The 17,805-nt window shown below is 62.5% G+C and carries 14 protein-coding genes and 3 pseudogenes; 5 read left to right on the plus strand and 12 right to left on the minus strand.

The annotated features are described in order from the left end of the window. Positions 1 to 68: 68 nt before the first annotated feature. The 8 genes and pseudogenes from IPK59_10740 to IPK59_10775 form a co-directional block, all read right to left on the minus strand. Positions 69 to 194: pseudogene (locus tag IPK59_10740) on the minus strand (glutamine amidotransferase). A 117-nt stretch (positions 195 to 311) separates the two neighbouring features. Further along, the gene (locus tag IPK59_10745; GenBank protein MBK8159208.1) at positions 312 to 1,070 is read right to left on the minus strand and encodes a helix-turn-helix transcriptional regulator; all 759 of its coding nucleotides are present in this window, start codon (positions 1,068 to 1,070) and stop codon (positions 312 to 314) included. A gap of 105 nt (positions 1,071 to 1,175) precedes the next feature. Next, a complete protein-coding gene (locus tag IPK59_10750; GenBank protein ID MBK8159209.1) occupies positions 1,176 to 2,168 on the minus strand; it encodes a GlxA family transcriptional regulator in 993 nt (330 codons plus the stop codon). Next, positions 2,165 to 2,899, minus strand: coding sequence for a sarcosine oxidase (locus IPK59_10755; protein MBK8159210.1), 735 nt, complete (start codon positions 2,897 to 2,899; stop codon positions 2,165 to 2,167). Before IPK59_10755 ends, IPK59_10750 begins: the two co-directional genes overlap by 4 nt. 1 nt (position 2,900) lies before the next feature. After that, positions 2,901 to 5,813: a (2Fe-2S)-binding protein gene (locus tag IPK59_10760; GenBank protein ID MBK8159211.1), complete on the minus strand. Its 2,913-nt coding sequence runs from the start codon at positions 5,811 to 5,813 to the stop codon at positions 2,901 to 2,903. Next, positions 5,810 to 6,112, minus strand: a complete 303-nt coding sequence (locus tag IPK59_10765) for a sarcosine oxidase subunit delta (GenBank protein ID MBK8159212.1) — start codon at positions 6,110 to 6,112, stop codon at positions 5,810 to 5,812. Before IPK59_10765 ends, IPK59_10760 begins: the two co-directional genes overlap by 4 nt. Before the next feature lie 13 nt (positions 6,113 to 6,125). Beyond that, positions 6,126 to 7,392 (minus strand): annotated as a pseudogene (locus IPK59_10770) (FAD-dependent oxidoreductase). Positions 7,393 to 7,635: 243 nt separating this feature from the next. Continuing rightward, a complete protein-coding gene (locus IPK59_10775; protein ID MBK8159213.1) occupies positions 7,636 to 8,568 on the minus strand; it encodes a LysR family transcriptional regulator in 933 nt (310 codons plus the stop codon). A gap of 165 nt (positions 8,569 to 8,733) precedes the next feature. Here IPK59_10775 and IPK59_10780 point away from each other — a divergent pair. After that, positions 8,734 to 9,913, plus strand: a pseudogene (locus IPK59_10780) (aromatic ring-hydroxylating dioxygenase subunit alpha). On the opposite strand, the gene IPK59_10785 reads toward IPK59_10780, so the two are convergent. Then, a complete protein-coding gene (locus IPK59_10785) occupies positions 9,914 to 10,684 on the minus strand; it encodes a DeoR/GlpR transcriptional regulator (GenBank protein MBK8159214.1) in 771 nt (256 codons plus the stop codon). A 230-nt stretch (positions 10,685 to 10,914) separates the two neighbouring features. Here IPK59_10785 and IPK59_10790 point away from each other — a divergent pair, with 230 nt between their 5' ends. The 3 genes from IPK59_10790 (at position 10,915) to IPK59_10800 (ending at position 13,806) form a co-directional block, all read left to right on the plus strand. Further along, positions 10,915 to 11,304 (plus strand): hypothetical protein, encoded by a 390-nt coding sequence (locus IPK59_10790; GenBank protein ID MBK8159215.1) that lies wholly within the window; start codon positions 10,915 to 10,917, stop codon positions 11,302 to 11,304. A 338-nt stretch (positions 11,305 to 11,642) separates the two neighbouring features. Beyond that, complete coding sequence (locus IPK59_10795; GenBank protein ID MBK8159216.1) at positions 11,643 to 12,029, plus strand: hypothetical protein; 387 nt, start codon at positions 11,643 to 11,645, stop codon at positions 12,027 to 12,029. Positions 12,030 to 12,108: 79 nt separating this feature from the next. Next, positions 12,109 to 13,806 (plus strand): glycosyltransferase family 4 protein, encoded by a 1,698-nt coding sequence (locus tag IPK59_10800; protein ID MBK8159217.1) that lies wholly within the window; start codon positions 12,109 to 12,111, stop codon positions 13,804 to 13,806. 4 nt (positions 13,807 to 13,810) lie between these two features. On the opposite strand, the gene IPK59_10805 is transcribed toward IPK59_10800, so the two are convergent. Both IPK59_10805 and bioB read right to left on the minus strand, forming a co-directional pair. Further along, positions 13,811 to 15,103, minus strand: a complete 1,293-nt coding sequence (locus IPK59_10805) for an adenosylmethionine--8-amino-7-oxononanoate transaminase (GenBank protein ID MBK8159218.1) — start codon at positions 15,101 to 15,103, stop codon at positions 13,811 to 13,813. Further along, positions 15,096 to 16,076 carry a biotin synthase BioB gene (gene bioB, locus IPK59_10810; protein MBK8159219.1) on the minus strand — a complete coding sequence of 327 codons (981 nt, stop codon included), beginning with the start codon at positions 16,074 to 16,076 and terminating at the stop codon, positions 15,096 to 15,098. Before bioB ends, IPK59_10805 begins: the two co-directional genes overlap by 8 nt. A gap of 112 nt (positions 16,077 to 16,188) precedes the next feature. Between bioB and bioD the strand changes: the two genes are divergently transcribed. Continuing rightward, positions 16,189 to 16,860, plus strand: coding sequence for a dethiobiotin synthase (gene bioD / locus IPK59_10815; GenBank protein ID MBK8159220.1), 672 nt, complete (start codon positions 16,189 to 16,191; stop codon positions 16,858 to 16,860). Between the two features lie 104 nt (positions 16,861 to 16,964). Here bioD and IPK59_10820 read toward each other — a convergent pair whose 3' ends face one another. Next, on the minus strand, positions 16,965 to 17,801 hold the full coding sequence (locus tag IPK59_10820) for an N-acyl homoserine lactonase family protein (GenBank protein MBK8159221.1): 837 nt from the start codon (positions 17,799 to 17,801) through the stop codon (positions 16,965 to 16,967). Positions 17,802 to 17,805 lie beyond the last annotated feature (4 nt).

Raw genomic sequence — 17,805 nt, forward strand, 5'->3', positions numbered from 1 at the left:
CGCCACGGATAAGCGGTATCGGCGTTGAACAAGGTCAGCTTGCTGCGCTTGCCGGAGACCGGGCTATGATAAACGGCGATGCCGGCACTGTCCGGGCCGCGATCGGTCATGCCGATCAGCATGGTTTCGAGATGTTTGCCGAGTGCCGGCTTCAACGCCGGATTCTTGAGGAAAAGGCCAACGATACCGCACATGGCGCGTACCTCCCTTGGGGCTTAAACGAAGATTGACCAAAGATAGCCTGCCCTGCTCCCTGTCAAGAATAATGAAACTTTTTACGACAGGAAACTCTATTCCTGCGGCGACCGGCACTAATCGTTGTCGCGGGCATAGGTGATGATGGACAGGAACCGGATCGGCAGCTTGATCAGTTGTTCCGGCCCATGGGGCACGTCCGAGTCGAAATAGAGGCTGTCGCCGGGATGCATATGATAGAGCTTGTCGCCGTGTCGATAGCCGACTTCGCCTTGTAAAATATAGAGAAACTCGACCCCATCATGCTGGAAGATGGGAAACACATCGGAGTTCTCGGTGAGCGTCACCAGGTAGGGCTCGACCGCGAGGCCGCGACTGAAACCATGGCCGAGCAGCTGGTACTGGTGACCGGCGCGGGTCCCGCGGCGCTCGATGGGGAGGCCTTGCCCCGCTGAAACGAAGGTCGCGGACCGTTCTTCCTCGAAACCACGGAAAAACGAGGTCACCGGGACCTGAAGGGCCTTTGAAAGTTCATGCAAGGTGGCAAGCGACGGGGAAGTCTGGCCATTCTCGATCTTCGAGAGCATGCCCGCCGACATGCCGGACGCGACCGACAATTGGGCGACCGTCATGTTGAGTTGATGACGGAAATTGCGCACTTCGCGGCCGATCGCCGCTTCCAGTGAACGACCCTTGTCGCTGACGTGATGCGGATCCTGCTGCAGGTCGGCAGCTTGCTTGGTCTGCTTGGCTGTGAGTTTGTCGGGGGCACCCGCCATGGACGTGGTCGAGCGGCCCTGGCGGGCCGCAGCCTTCACCAGATTGCCCGGCTTCTTGTTGTCCTTGTCGCGGCTGCTGGTGCGCTCACGCGCCATGACCCTGTCCCACTGAATATTGTCCTGCGACCGACTCAATTGGTCGATGGCGGAGCATAGCGACAGATTGCAGCCGCGTCATGCCTCCTTAAGTCGCGGCCATCGTCAGGCCGCCTGGCGATCCTGGCGCGGACTGACGCTGAATTGCCGGCGATAGGCCTTGGCGAAATGGGAAAGTGAGACAAAACCGCAGGCAATGGCAATCTCGGCCACGCTGAGTTCGGTCTGGCGCAACATGCGACGTGCCCGCTGCAACCTGAGCTGGGCATGGAACTTGGCCGGTGTGCAGCCGAGATAGCGCTTCGACAGGCGCTCCAGCTGGCGCTGGCTGACACCCAGTTCATGGGCGAGTTTCGCCGGCGATACAGGCTCCTCGACAGTCGCTTCCATGCGCTGGACCGCGCGTTGCACCACCGTGTTGCGCACCGCGGCCCCCAGCAGCACCTGGCGCTGCCCCTCGGTCGCCCCGCGAATGCCGCCATGGAGGAACTGGTCGGCAATCTGGCGCGCCAGTTCGCGGCCATGATGGCACTGGATCAGTTCCAGCATCATGTCGAGCGCCGCCGTCGCCCCGGCACAGGTCAGAATCCGGCCATCGACGACGAAGAGATCATTGAGCAGCTCGACATCGGGAAAAGCTTCGCGGAAGGAATCTGCATAGTCCCAATGCACCGTGCAGCGCCGCCCCGTGAGCAGACCAGCCCGCGCCAGCACGAAGCTGCCGGTGCTGACCGCGGCCAAAGCGAGCCCCGCCCGGTGCAGGCGACGAGCTGCCGCTTCGACGGCCATGAACCGCTTGGCCTCGGCATGGGTCGCAGCGCAAATGATCGCCATGTCGAAATCGGCCGGATCAAGCTCGCTCACCGGCTTGGCCGCGACCTCGATGCCGCTGTTCGATTCCACACCACCGGTCCCGGTCCCGAACAGGGCCCATTGATAGAGCTTGCGCCCCGACATGCGGTTGGCAGCCCGCGCCGGCTCGATGGCCGAGGCGAAGGACATCAAGGCAAAGCCGGGGACCAGAATGATGGCGAGGCGAAAGGGTGCGGCCCCGATGGTGCGGGCCGCTGCGAAATCTGCGATCTCGCGCTCGTTCATGACTCCAGGTCTTGAAGCGCGGTAAGGCCCACCGGCCTGATATCGAACTCCTTGCCGGCATCCATCAGGCAGGACCAGAGATATTCGGCCGAGGCAATGTCGGCCAGCACATGATAGGCCGCATGCACGCGGCCATCCTTCCCCTTGCGGTCGGCGCGGATGATGATGGCGCTCATCTTGGCGAGCGATGTCTGGGCGATCGAACCATCCGCAAACCGGTCGCGCCTGAGATCGACGCCGCACATCTTCGAGAACATTTCCGGCGCGAACTCGCCAGCGAGCATGAACCAGCCATGGCTGTCCTGGCGGGGCAGCGGATAGCCCTGTTGTGGCCGGGGCGCTGCCTCGGCCCAGCCCCACGCCGCGTTCAACCGCGCCATCAGGGCGCCGGTCCCGGCGAGAGAATCCAGCAGGAAGATTTCCGTCGGCGCCAGGCGCGCTGCCGATTCGCCACCGGCTTGCGCGTACGCCTTGTTGCTGTCCGGCCCGATATTGAGGCCCTGGGCGGCCAGCCATTCCGCCGTGCCTTTGCCCTTGAAGCCGCAATGCGGCATGACGGAAAGATCGGCCAAGGCAAGCCTGCGCGCAGATGCCAGCTCGGCCTCGCGCGTGCCGCCAAAACTGAGCGGGACCGCACCGCCATTGATCTCGCCGAATTCTGCGCCCAAGGCCGCGAGATCGCGATAGATGAAGCTGCGGCGCTTGAGGCTGGCAGGATTGATATTGCTCATCTCACATCTCCTGCCGCTTGTTCTCTGGATCGTAGAATGGATATTTCGTCACCACACCGGTGATGCGCTTGCCGCCATCGACCTTGATGGTGAATTCCTTGCCCGGTTCGGCATCGTCGCCATGCACATAGGCAAGACCCACCACCTTGCCAAGGCTGGGCGAATGCACCGCCGAGGTGACGCGCCCCACGATCTCCTCACCCTTCAGCACCAGATGGCACTCCTCGGGGCAAGGATCCGTGGCATTCTTCAAGGTGAAGCCGACCAGCTTCCGCACCAGTCTGGTCTTGGCGAGGATCTCGGTCGAGCGTCCGCCGACGAAGAACGGCTTTGTCTTGGCAAGCGCCCAAGGCATGTCCGCTTCCCAGACGCTGGTGAGGCCGTCGGTGTCCTGGCTGACGATGATATGGCCTTTTTCCAGTCGCAGCACACGCTGCGCTTCGACACCGAAGGGCTTGATGCCTTCCGGCTTGCCGGCTTCCAGCAGCGCATCCCACAGCGCCTCGCCATAGCCTGCCGGCACATGGATTTCATAGCCCAGTTCGCCGACAAAACCGACGCGCATCAGACGCGCAGGAATCCCCGCTACCGTGCCCAACTTCACGCCCATGTATGGGAAGGCTTCCGGTGAGAGGTCGATATCCGTGCAGACCTTCTGCAGGACAGCGCGCGATTTCGGCCCGGCGATGTTGACACCGCAGAGGGCCGCCGTGACGTTGGCAACATCGACATCGAGACGCCATTGCGCATTCCAGAACAGCATCTGGCGGTAGACCACATCGACGCCGCTGGTGGTCGCCGTCACGTAGAAGTGCTCGTCATGGAACCGGCAGGCGACGCCATCATCGGTGATGACGCCGGCATTGTCGGTCATCAGCACATAGCGCGAGCGACCGATCGGCTGCTTGGTGTAGCTGAACGTGTACATGCGGTTGAGGAATTCGGCGGCATCCGGCCCGCGCACATCGAGCCCACCCAGGGTCGAGACGTCGATGAGGCCGACATTCTCGCGCACCGACTTTACCTCGGCGGCAATCGCCTTGCTGCGCTCGGACTTCGTGCCGTAATAGGCAGGCCGCCACCAGACACCCGCCGGCATCATCTGGGCACCCAGCTCCAGATGCCGGTGATGCATCGCCGTGCGGCGTTCCGGATCGAACACGCGGCCGGCGAGATGGCCGAATTTTTCAGGCGTGTAAGGCGGCCGCTGCGTGGTGACGTTCATGTTGGCGATGTCGGTGCCCGTCTCGCGCGAGACCACACGCACCGAGGTCACGGCCGAATGACGCCCCTGGCTCGGCCCCATGCCGACAGTCGAATAGCGCTTCAGCAATTCGACATTGTCATAGCCGTCGGCGATGCCGTTGATGAGGTCGTGATATTTGAGATCCTCGTCGAAATCGACGAAATCGAAGCCACGCGCATGCGGGAAAATCGGCCAGGGATGTGTGCGGCCGATATGGCCACGCTCGGTTGGTGCGGTGGGAACTGCACCGACATCGCAGCCGGCATCCCTGGCAGCCGCCAAGCCAGCGCGCTTGCCATCGGCGACCACGGCATCAAGGTCATAGACATTGTTGACCGAACCAGCAGCCTGCACATTCGCCGGCAGGCCCACCGGCTGGAACATATGCGACTCCCGGCAATAGCCGAACTTCGCCCCGGCATGGTGCAGCAACTGCCCCGCCGGGCTGAACCCCACGGACATGAGGATGAGATCGCAGGGCGCTGTGAATCCGCCGGCGCCCAAGGTGCCTTCTCCCGATACCGGCGCCAGCACGGCCCCGGAGATATGGGTCTTCTGCGCATAGAGCGCTTCCGAGATGCCGTACCCGACATGGATCGCCACACCGCGCGCCTTGACCGCCGCCACCAGCGGCGAATTCGACAACGCCGGCCGCAGATCGGCAATCGCATTCACGGCGACACCCGCCTCGATGAGGTCGAGCGCTGCGCCATAGGCATCGTCATTGGCGGCAAGGATCACGGCACTGCGGCCGGGTCGCACGCCATAGAGCCGGATGAGGCGCTGCGCGGCACTCGCCATCATCACGCCCGGCAGATCATTGTTGCGGAAGACGGCCGGTTGCTCGATCGAGCCGGTGGCGACGACGATCGACTTCGCACGCAGCTTGTAGAAGCGGTTGCCCTTGATCACCGGAATCCAATTGTCGGAAAAGACGCCGGAGCAGATAGCCCCTGTCATGACGGTGAGGTTCTTGATGCCCTCGACCGACATCTCCTTGAGCAGCGAGGGCGCCCGCGTGCCCTCGGCATCGAAGCGCGCATAACCCAACGACCCGCCAACCGCTGCATTCTCCTCGATGAGGATCACCTCGGCACCCGCTTCCGCCGCGGCGCGTGCCGCCGCCAAGCCGGCTGGCCCGCCGCCGATCACTGCTACATCGGCGAACAGATACTGCTTGTCGTAATAGCTTTCGTGGAAATCCGCCGTGGGATCGATGGCACCCAATCCCGTCATGGCGCGCACGATTGGTTCCCAGAATTTCCAGGAATTCCGCTTCTCGTTGAACGTCTTGTAATAGAAGCCGACGGGCAGGAAACGGTGCACCAGTTCCACCACGCGCGCCATGTCGCTGTCGAAGGAGCCGAAATAGTTCTGTGCCTTCACCTTCAAGCCATTGGCCGCCGGGTACTTGTCGGCAAGGCAATTGGGTTCCTGCGGCAACTGCACCAGCGTGTTGGCATCCTGCCCCGCCATGGTCAGCACGCCGCGCGGCCGGTGATATTTGAACGAGCGCGAGATCATCCACTGATCGTTGGCGCACAAGGCCGAGGCGATCGTGTCGCCCTTGTAGGCGGTGATGGTCCGACCCTCGAAATCGAAACTGACCGATTCAGTCCGGTCGATCAGGCGCCCGAAGGGTGCGGGCAGGCGATTGATGTCGCTCATTTCTTGACCTCTGCCGCTTTCGGCGCAAATTCCACGCGGGCGTTGAACACATCACCTGCCGGATAGGTCTTCAGAATCTCGTCGGTGACGGTATTTCGTTCGGCAATGAACCAGAACGAGGTCGGCACATGGCACCACCATTCGCGCACGACACCGGCCTCGTTGTTCTCCAGGAACAGCCAATCGGCCCAGACCTTGTCATCGACGCTGGCGGGATCGGGCATCGGTTTCACCTCGCCGCCCCAGGCGAATTCGCTGATGTTGCGTGGGCCGTTCAAGGGGCAATTCATGACTTTCATTTCATCTCTCCCCTCAATGGCCGACCGAGGCCGCACCTTTTTCACCGACCTGCGCATAGTCGACGAAACGGTCGAGATAGAACGGCTTGATGAGATCATGCGGACTGTCATGGGCGATCGTGTGCGCCATGGTCATGCCGCAGACCGGCGTCGCCTTGAAGCCCCAGGTGCCCCAGCCGCTGTCGATGTAATAGTTCTTCACCGGGGTGAGGCCCATGATCGGGCTGAAATCCGGCGTCATGTCGGTCATCCCCGCCCATTGCCGCATCACCTTCACCTCGCCCAGCATGGGGAGCAGTTCCAGCATGTGGCCGAGCAGCCCTTCCTTGAAATCGAGCGTCGAACGCGTGTTGTAGAGACCGTAAGGGTCGGTCGAGCCGCCCATCACCAGTTCACCGCGCGCCGACTGCGAGCTTTGGCTGACGTAGATGTGCAGCGAACCCGAGACGATGATCGGATCGAGGAAGGGTTTGACTGCCTCGGACACGCAGGCCTGCAGCGGAATGGTTTTGATGGGCAGGCGGAAGCCCGCCATCTTGGCGACCACCGAGGTGTTGCCGGCCACCGCCTGCATCACCCGGTTGGCATAGACGGTACCGCGCGAGGTCTCGACGCCCTTCACCGTGCCGTTCTCGATGATGAGACCGTTGACCGCCGTCTGCTGGTGGATCTCGACACCCATCTTGGCGGCACCCCGCGCATAGGCCCAGGCCACGGCATCGTGCCGCGCGATCGATCCCGGCGGATGAAAGAGCGCCCCCATGATGGGATAGCGCACATGGTCCGACATGTTGAGATGCGGGCAGAGCTTGGCGATCTGGTCGGGATAGATGAGCTCCGAATCGACGCCCAACTGCTTGTTCACCTCGGCGCGCCAGCGGCTGGTGCGCATGGCGGCATCGGTATGCGCCAGCGTGAAATGGCCGCGCTCCGAATAGAGGGATATTGAAATCCAGTTCCTGGCTGAACTCGCGGTAGAGCTTCAGCGACTGCTCGTAGAAGCGGACCCCCTCCGGCGTCAGGTAGTTGGAGCGGATGATGGCGGTGTTGCGCGCCGTATTGCCACCGGCCAGATAACCGCGCTCCAGCACGCAGACATTGGTGATGCCATGGGTCTTGGCGAGGTAATAGGCGCAGGCCAGGGCATGGCCGCCACCGCCGATGATCACCACGTCATACGACTTCTTGAGATCCTGGGCCTTGGGGATGAACCGCACGGCCGGATATTTGCCGCTGAGGCCATAGCGCAGGATCTTGAGGGGAAAGAAAGCTGGCAGCATGGGTAAGGCCTCGCCTGAATCCGTCTTGATGGCGGCAAGGCTATCTCAGCCGATTTTGCGCCATTGTCAATTATCGACAGACGATGACGCAAAACCGGCAGGGCGATTTTGCGTCGAGGGGCCCCTCACCCCAACCCCTCTCCTCGCAAGCGGGGCGAGTGGCTTTAGGCGAACTCGGTCGGGACTCCCTCGGCCCGTTCTTACGGGGAGAGGGTCGGGGTGAGGGGCGCTTGTTAGCGCTCGTTACGGCAGCGCCGTCGCGGCGCTCTCCCGCGCCCGGTCGAGCAGCCAGTTGCGCAAAAGCGTGGTGGCCGTGCGCGGCCTGGCGCCGATCGGCTCAACCAGATGGAAGGCAAAATCGGTCACCATCACCTCTTCCACGGGGCGCACCAGCCTGCCGTCATGGAGAAATTCGTCGACAAAATAGCGCCAGCCAAGGCCAATTCCCTCGCCGGCGACCGCCGCCTGCACCAACAGAGGATAGCTGTTGAAGCGGATGCGCGCTGCCGGCAGCTTGGGCTTTTCGGGCAGCCCATGCGACCAGTCTTCCCAATTGAGCCAGCGCGGATCGGCCGATTCATACTCCAGGAGCGGCATGGCGCGAAAATCATCGAGGCTCAGCGGCAGCTTCTTGCCCTTGAGCAGGGCAGGTGCTGCCACCGGGAACATCTCGCCCCCGAACAGGCGGGTGGCATTGACCGCCGGCCAATGGCCGTCGCCATAGCGTATCGCCATGTCGATACGTTCTTCGGCAAGATCGCCCAAGGCATCCGAGGCCACCAGGCGCAGATCGATGTTGGGATTTGCGGAACGGAAGCCAGGCAGGCGCGGCATCAGCCAGAAGGTGGAAAAGCCCAGGGTGGCGCCGATGGTGACATTGCGCCGTCCCTGCTGCTGGCGCAGCGTGGTCGCCGTATCCGAGATCGAGGTAAGGCCCGCCGTCACGGATCGATAGAGAATGTCCCCTTCGGGCGTCAGGCGCATGCCGCGGCGTGAGCGGGAGAACAGCAGCACGCCGAGATCGGATTCCAGCTGCTGGATCTGCCGGCTGATGGCGGCCTGGGTGAGGCTGAGTTCCCGGCCGGCCGCGGTGAAACTCTCCAACCTGCCCGCCGCCTCGAAGGCGACCAGGGAATTCAACGGCGGCAAGGAGCGACGGAGCGACGGACGAGCCATGATGAACCGCGATGACCTATGATCTGTGGTTACTGCGGCATAGGGGCGCCGCATGAAGCCTGTACCCATCTATTACATGACTTCATGCCGGGATCACACAAGTACGGATTTACATTGCAGGAGTGAAACCGGACACTCCGGCCATTCGTCAGCCAGGAGCCAGCCGTGCAACCCCGCCTAGATTCGACCCGCCTGCCCTTTGATCCAGCAGCACTCGAGCGCGTGTTGCAGCCTATCGAAACGGCGCGCGGCCTGCCCAACGAAGCCTATGTCAGCGATGCCTTTCGCGAGTGGGAACGCGACCGGGTCATCGCCAAGACCTGGTTCTGCATCGGCTTCGGGCGCGACGTGGCCAGTCCCGGCGATGCCTTCCCGACTGATGTCCTTGGTCTGCCTGTTCTTATGGTGCGGCGCCAGGATGGCGGCATCGGTGTCTTTCACAATGTCTGTTCGCATCGCGGCGCGCAGCTGGTGAACGAACCCTGCAATGTCAGCCGGCGCCTGCGCTGTCCCTACCATGCCTGGGTCTACGATCTTGAAGGCCGTCTGATCGGGACGCCGCATATCGGCGGTCCGCGCACCAGCGAGGTTCCCGGATTCGACAAGAGTGAACACGGGTTGAAGCCGGTCCGCAGCGAGATCTTCTGGGACATGGTGTTCGTCAATATGAGCGGCGATGCCGAGCCGTTCGAAACCTTCATCAAGCCGCTCAAGGATCGCTGGGCCGATTTCGACATGAGCCGGATCCGCCATCCTGGCCCGGTCGGTAGTCTGAAGCTCACCGTCAACTGCAACTGGAAGCTCGCCGTCGAGAATTATTGCGAGGCCTATCACCTGCCGTCGATCCATCCCGGCCTCAACTCCTATTCCAAGCTGGAGGATCATTACAATATCGAGGCGGAGGATCATTTCTCCGGTCAGGGCAGCCATGCCTATACGCCGTTGCTGGTGAAGGACGGCCCCAATCTGCCCGCAATTCCCGGACCTGCCCGCACGCTGGGACAAGGCTGCGGAATATGCCTCGCTTTATCCCAATGTCCTGCTCGGCATCCACCGCGACCACTATTACGCCATCCGCCTGGAGCCGCTCGCGACGGGCCAGACGCGCGAGCATCTGGAGATCTATTACATCGACGATGCCTCGGCCGACCCGGCTTTCGAACCGGTCAAGGCGGCCAATCTTAAAGCCTGGGAAACCGTCTTCGCCGAAGACATCGATGTGGTCGAGCGCATGCAGCGCGGTCGGCATTCGCCCGGTTATGACGGCGGCGTGTTCTCGCCGGCCATGGATGGCCCGACGCATTGCTTCCACCGCTGGCTGGCAAAGAAGCTGCTCGCCGGCTGATCAGACGAGGATCTCGACGCCAGCGCGCTCCAACGCCTGGGCTAACTCGCCGTCGGGCCGTCGGTCGCTGACCAGCACATCCACCTCGTTCAAGGGACACGCCACCATCAGGCTGGCCTGGCCGAATTTACTGTGATCGAGCAGCGCCACGCGGCGCTTGGCCCGTGACAGCATGGTGCGCTTGATGGCGCCGATACCGGGGTGACTTTCATAGAGACCCTCGCCGGTGATGCCGGTGGAGCCGACAAAAGCGAGGTTGGCATTGTAGCGCTGCAGGAAGTGTTCCGTTTCGGCGCCCGTGACGCTTGCTTCATGGAGATCCAGCAGGCCCGGACAGACATGCACAGTGATCTTGGGATTCTGCGCGACAGCCAGCGCCACGGCGAGGCCGCTGGTGATCACCGTCAGCCGCTCGGCTTCGGCCGCCAGCAGCTCGGCGAAATGCATCATGGTCGACCCGGTCTCCAGGAAGATGATGTCGCCGGGGGTTACCAGGCTGAAGGCCCCTTTCGCGATCTGTGTCCGTTCGCTGCGATACTCGGTATGGCGCACGCTCCAGACCGGCTCGGAAGTGATCGTGCGGGCGACGGCACCGCCATAGGTGCGGCTGACCGATCCGCTTTGATCGAGCTCGGCCAGGTCCCGCCGGATGGTTTCGCCGGAGACACCCAGCGCCTCGGCCAGTTCGCCAATCCGCAAGGCGGTGTTCGACCGCAAAGCCTCGACGATGCGTTCCTGGCGTTGATGTTTCTTGGCAGCGCTGCGGCCCATGGCCAGACCATCCTGTAGGGAGATTCTGAGAATCGCCACACTATGCCCTAGGGCGCAATGCGTGCAAATCCCCGCTAATTTGTGGAAATTAGCAATATAATTATGATTTTCGGGCGACTTCCGGTTCAAAAATGTGTGATCTTGCACACATAATGAAAATATAATGTTGGATATTGGCTATTTAAAATACATCTTTCTCTCCGGGGACTGGGTTTAACAGGAGAGCCACTATGCGTACCTTTTCGATGTTCTGCTTCAGTCGACTAGCCGCGACCGTGCTGGTCGCAGCGTCGATCATCCCGGCATTTACGACGAGCGCGCTCGCGAAATCGGGCTTCGCCATTGTCAGGTTGTCGCCCACGCAATTCGTCGCAAACTGCCAAAGCGCGGGCGGGACATCCTCGACAGCCCCCGGTGGTGGCATCCGTTGCAAATTGCCGGGCGGCACCGTGTACGATTGCTCGTCAATGGGCGGCGGCGAAATGGTCTGCCAATGGAACCGAACCCTGCCGGAGGGGGGCGCGAAACAACTCATAGGCGATCCGCTGCCAAATCGAGCGCTTCCAGATAAAACGCCCGGCGCTCCCAAGCTTCCGGCCGCGCCCGATACGGTCAACTAGCCCGCGTCTTGCCAGGACCGATACGGTGGTCACCGCCGCCGTATCGGTCAATTGCAGAGCCTCGACGATCCGTCCCGGGCGCTGGTGCTTTTTGGCAGCGCTGCGGCCCATGGCCCCACCTGCCTGAGCAGTGATTCTGCGAATCGCCACACTATGCCCTAGGGCGCAATGCCTGCAGATCCCCGGCAAATTGTGGAAAATGACAATATAATTGCTACGTCGGGTGCCTAGCGTTCTCAAAAATGTGTGATCTATCACACTAAACGAGAATATAATGTTGGATATTGGCTATTTAAAATACATCTTTCTCCCCGGGGACGTCCTTGATGGAGAGCCAAATGTACAGCCTTGCTACCTCGACAAGCCGCCGCTTTGCCGGCGTCGCCGTGATCGCCGCCATCTGGCTGGCGTTGCCCATGGCAGCGTCGGCCGAGCCGAAAGAAGTGCCTGGCACCAACAACCAGACCTTCCACAATGCCTGCGCCAAGAAGGGCTCGTCCTGCATCCTCAGCGATGTCAACATGGGCAGTGGCATCACCGGCTACATGATCATCGGCCAGGACGGATCGAGCACCAATGTCTATTGCACCAGCAGCACCTGCGTGCAGACGCCGACGCCAACCGGCGGCACCGGTGGCGGTGGTGGCAGTCCGGCAAAAACGATGCCGCCGGCGCCCAAAGGCATCTTCAAGATGGTCGACGGCAAAGCCACGACATTGAACTGACGGTGGTGGTCAAGCGCGGCGGGCCGCTCGCAAATATGCGCTTTGGTTCCGCCGCGCCGGGCCGCTATGCTCCCGGCCCATGACCGACCCGATTCCCGCGGCCAATGCCGCCATTTTCTATCAGCCCGAGGGCTACGATACAGGCCGCCAGAAGCTGATGGGCCGCCACGCCGCCGGCGAAGGTTTCCTCAAGGGGTTCCTGCGTCACAGCGGCGTCGACACGCTCTATTGTTACGCAGCGACCAAGGAGTTCGCCGGACATTTCCAGCGGCTGGTGGCCGGCTTCGGCAACAAGCGACCGGTCCGCTGGCTGGATGAGAGCGATGCCGCCAGCCCGCGCGGTCCCGGCACACTCTATCTGCCGGATCCGAGTCTCGCCGCCGCGGCCTGGCGCCGGCGCGCCGTTGGGCAAAAGCTCTATTCCATCGCCGGCATCACCCACACGACGGCATCCGCCGGCGCCATGGATTGGATATCGGGCCTGCTCACCGCACCGGTCCAGGCGTGGGATGCGCTCATCTGCACCTCAAGCGTGGTGCGCGAGACGATCGAATTGGTCCTCGACCAGCAGCAGGAATACCTGGTTGCCCGCATGGGTGCCGGCCATTTCACGCGACCGCAACTGCCGATCATTCCACTCGGTGTCGACACCGACGCATTTGCTCCGGACGCCAACAAGCGCGCGGCGGCACGGGCAGCGTTGGGAATTGGACCGGACGATGCCGTGGTTCTTTTTGTCGGTCGGCTGTCATTTCACGCCAAGGCCCATCCCTTGCCAATGTATCTGGGCCTGGAACGCGCGGCGCAGGCCCTGGCCAAGGGCAGCGGCCGCAAGGTCCATCTCATCCAGGCCGGCTGGTTCGCCAATGAGTTCATCGAAAATGCTTTCAGGAATGGCGCGGCGCAATTCTGCCCCAGCGTGAACGCGATCTTCCTCGACGGCCGCAAGCCGGACCTGCGCGCCCAGGCCTGGAACGCCGCCGACCTCTTCACCTCGCTCTCGGACAATTTCCAGGAGACGTTCGGCCTGACGCCGATCGAGGCGATGGCAGCGGGGCTTCCTGGCGTCGTCAGTGACTGGAACGGCTACCGGGACACGGTGCGCGATGGCATCGACGGGCTGCGGGTTGCCACCTTGATGCCACGTGCCGGCCTCGGTATCGATCTTGCCGACCGGCATGCCGCGGGCATCGACACCTACGATCTCTATTGCGGCTATTCCAGCCAGTTCGTGGCGATCGATCCCAACGCCGCGGCGCGCGCCTATCTGAAACTCATCGACGACGTGGCCCTGCGCCAGCGCATGGGAGCTGCGGCAAGGCAGCGCGCCATCGACAATTTCGATTGGGCGGTGGTGGTGAAGCGCTATCAGGCGCTTTGGCAGGAATTGGCCGAGCACCGGAAAGCCGGTGCGGAGAATGCAGCACGTGACACCGGACAACCTGCCAATCCGGCACGCCTCGATCCGTTCCTGAGTTTTGCCGGCTATCCCAGCGAGATTCTGGGCGATGCGCACGTGGTCGCGGTGGCACAGGGCGCCGATGGCGCGCGGCTGCAGGTGCTCCTGCAATCTCCTCTCATCTCCTTCGTCAAACCGATGGCGCCGGATCCTGACGATTGCGCGCGCATCCTTGCTGATCTGCAGCGACGCGGTCCCCTCACCGTCGCCGACATCCTGGCAGATGCGCCGGAAGCCCGCCGCGACCGCATCGAACGCGGCCTTGTCTGGCTGGCCAAGCTCGGCCTGCTCACCGTCAAGGCGCCGGCCAAGGGCTAGGCCCTCACGCCCGTTCCGCCGACCACAGGCGAATGACGTCGACGACGGCGCCGGTCAGCTGCGCCAGTTCCGCCTCGTCGACGATGAAGGGTGGGGCCAGATAGACGATGTCGCCAAAGGGGCGGATCCACACGCCACGTTTCAGGAAATGCGGACGCAGCCAAGGACCTTCGCCAGTGCGATCAAGCTGCACCACGCCGATGCCGCCCTTGACCCGCACATCGACGACACCTTTGAGACCATGGCAAGCTGCCAGGGCAGCCAGCATGTGCCGCTCGATGGCGGCGATCTGCGCGAGGCGCGGCTCGCGCTCGAAGAGATCGAGCGACGCATTGGCGGCGGCGCAGGCCAGCGGATTGCCCATATAGGTCGGCCCATGCATCAAGGCTGTCTCGGCACGATCCGACAGGAAGGCGTCGAACACATGCTGGCGCGCAATGGCCGCCGAGAGCGGCAAGGTTCCGCCGGAGAGCGCCTTCGACAAGGTGATGATATCGGGCACGATGCCGGCCTGCTCACAGGCGAACATCGTGCCGAGGCGGCCGAAGCCCGTCATGATCTCGTCGAGGATCAGCAAATGTCCGTGCGCGTCGCTGATCCGACGCAGGAACGACAGCACGGACGGGTCATGGAACTTCATGCCGCCGGCACCCTGCACCAGGGGCTCGACGATGATGCCGGCGATGTCCCCACCGCGACGGGCCAACATCTCGCTGAACATCGCTTCGCCGGCAGCATCGCGCGGCAGGTCGACGACGATCTGTTCCGGCAGGTACCCCTTGAAATGGCCGTGCATGCCCTCCTCGGGATCGCAGATCGACATGCAGGCCATGGTGTCGCCGTGATAGCCGTGGCGAAAGCTGACAAAGCGGGTGCGGCCCGTGACGCCGCGATTGATCCAGTACTGGATCGCCATCTTCATGGCGACTTCGACCGAGACCGAACCTGATTCGCAGAAGAACACATGATCAAGATCGCCCGGCAGCAATTTGGCAAGCCGCGTCGCCAGGGTCATCGCCGGTTCATTGGCGAGGCCACCCAGCATCACATGGGGCAGTTTCTCGAGCTGTGCCGCAACAGCATCGCGGATATGTGGGTGGTTATAGCCATGGGCCTGGGTCCACCAGGAGGCAATGCCATCAACCAGGCTGCTGCCGTCGGCCAGGAACAGGCGCGCCCCTTCCGCCCGCACCACTGGCAGCGGCATGGGTGCCGTCTGCATTTGCGCATAGGGCAGCCATAGATGCTGGAAGCCCTGGGTCAGCCAGTCAGGCCTGCCGCCGACAGGCTCAGGCATGTTGGCTATGGGCCGGCATCGGCTTCAGGCCAAGCTTGTCGAACAGCATCTCGTCGCGTGGCTGGGTGGGATTCGCCGTGGTCAGCAGTTTCGGTCCGCAGAAGATCGAGTTGGCGCCGGCGAGGAAGGCCAGGGCCTGCACTTCATCACTCATCGTCTCGCGACCGGCGGAGAGGCGCACCATCGAGGCCGGCATCATGATGCGGGCCACGGCGATGGTACGCACGAATTCCAGGGGATCGAGCGTGTCCGTGCCGTGGAGCGGCGTGCCTGCGACCTGAACCAGCATGTTGATCGGCACCGATTCAGGGTGTTCCGTCATGTTGGCGAGCGTCACCAGCATGGCGGCACGGTCGCGCCGCCCTTCGCCAAGACCCACGATCCCACCGCAGCAGACCTTCATGCCAGCAGAGCGCACACGGTCCAGCGTCTGCAGCCGGTCGTCATAGGTGCGGGTGGTGATGATCTCGCCATAATATTCCGGCGACGTGTCGATATTGTGATTGTAGTAGTCGAGGCCAGCATCGGCGAGCGCGTCGGCCTGCGCCTCCGTCAGCATGCCCAAGGTCATGCAGGTCTCGAGACCCAGATCCTTGACGCCCTTGACGATGTCGCAGATGGCTTCGACATCACGGTCCTTCAACTCGCGCCAGGCGGCACCCATGCAATAGCGCGAGGCGCCGCCATCCTTGGCGGCCTTGGCTTCGGCCACCACCTTGGCGACGCTCATCAGCTTGTCGGCTTCGACGCCGGTCTGGTATTGCGCGGCCTGCGGGCAATAGGCGCAGTCTTCGGCGCAACCACCGGTCTTGATCGACAGCAGCGTGGACATCTGCACTTCATTGGCATCGAAACGCTGGCGATGCAGCGTTTGCGCGCGGTAGATCAGGTCATTGAAGGGCAACGCAAACAGCGCCTCCACTTCGGCCACCGACCAATCATGACGCAGAATTCCGGCACTTGACTTGTCCATGTCGCTGGACCCTTTCCCGCTTCAACTCAATCGTGGCGGACGCTAAGCTGGCACCTTGGGGGTGTCAAGCCAACGACGCCGCAACAACTGCTCAGGCGAATAACACGCGATCATGACCGGCTATTTCGTCACCGCCACCGGCACCGATATCGGCAAGACCTATGTCAGCGCTGCCTTGCTGCGCCATTGGCGGCGAGAGCAGCGCGCCATCGCTGCCCTTAAGCCGGTCATGAGCGGGTTTGATCCTGCCGATGTGCCGGGCTCGGATGCCGGGCAATTGCTGACGGCGCTGGACGCGCCAATGGATATCCAGGGGCTCAACCTCATCTCGCCCTGGCGCTTCCTGGCACCGCTCTCGCCCGACATGGCGGCAGCTCGCGAAGGCAAGACCATCCCCTATGACAAACTGGTCGCCACCTGCCGCGCGGTGGCCGGCATGATGCCGGCGGATGGCCGCCTCATCATCGAAGGCGTGGGGGGTGTGTTCGTGCCGCTCGACGACCGGCATACGGTCATGGATTGGATGGCCGATCTCGATCTGCCCATCCTGCTGGTAGCCGGATCCTATCTTGGGACGATCAGCCATACATTGGCGGCCTTGGCGGCGATGCGGCACCATCACCTGGAACCCCACGCCGTCATCCTCAATGAATCGCCGGTGAGCCCGGTTCCGGTTCAGGAAACCGCGACCACCCTCGCCCGCCATTGGCCGGGCCTGCCGATCCACACTTTGGGGCGCACCGCCACGGCAGCGGAAATCGCCCATCTCGCCGCTGTGCTATGAGGGATTTCGCCATAATCGGCGGTGTAGCGTTGGCAGAGAAACAGGCCTTGCTGCGGCGCACTGTTGAAACAGCAGGTCGATGAGTTCCTGCGCGAAGTGCGCGGCTAGGCCGCCCGCAGAATACGGAAGCCTTCGATTTCCTTGACGATGGGGAGCTTGGGCCAGCGTTTGCTGTCGTGAAGGATGATGAGCCGGTCGAGATCGCCGCCGATCTCGGTATTGATGCGGTCCATCGTCTTCAGTTGTTCCCAGATACTACCCACCCCGTTGGCAAGCGGCACATAGACGCCGTCATGGTTATGGCCCTTGATGTTGCGCCCGTCATAGACGCAGTCGCCGGAGATGACGAGGCGGCCTTTGTTCGTTTCCAGGATGGCGAATTGCTGGCCGAGGGTGTGACCCTGGCCGAAGCGCACATGAAGGCCCGGCAGAACATTGTCGCGATCCCCTTCCAGCAATGTAAGGCGATGCTCGACCGAGGCGTCGAAGGCATTGCGAAGATCGTCCGGATTGATGATGGCCGTCAGGAAGCCGAATTGCGGCGGCAGGGCCATCGCTTCGATCCAGGACAGGATCTCGGCCTTCTGCACCCAGATATGCGCCTTGGGAAACTTGCCGATCGAACCCATATGGTCAAAATGCGCGTGCGAGATGACGATATCCGTCACCTGCTCCGGCGCCACGCCAAGTTCCGCCAGCATGCGCAAGGGCGAGATCCAATCCGGAATCCCGAAGCGGACCCCCATTTCAGCGCCGATTCCTTCCTGCATGAATCCGGTATCGATCAAGACCACCTTTTCCCCACGCCGCGCCATGACGAACGAAAAGGGCAAATCGACCACGCCATCGTCATGTGCGCCGCTGATCAGTCCGTCGAGCGGTTGGTCCTTTGACCGCGCGAATTCGATGACAAAAACTTCCCAAGGCGACGCCGCGATCATGACC

It is taken from the genome of Rhodospirillaceae bacterium (genome assembly GCA_016712715.1).
Classification (GTDB): Bacteria; Pseudomonadota; Alphaproteobacteria; order Dongiales; family Dongiaceae; genus Dongia.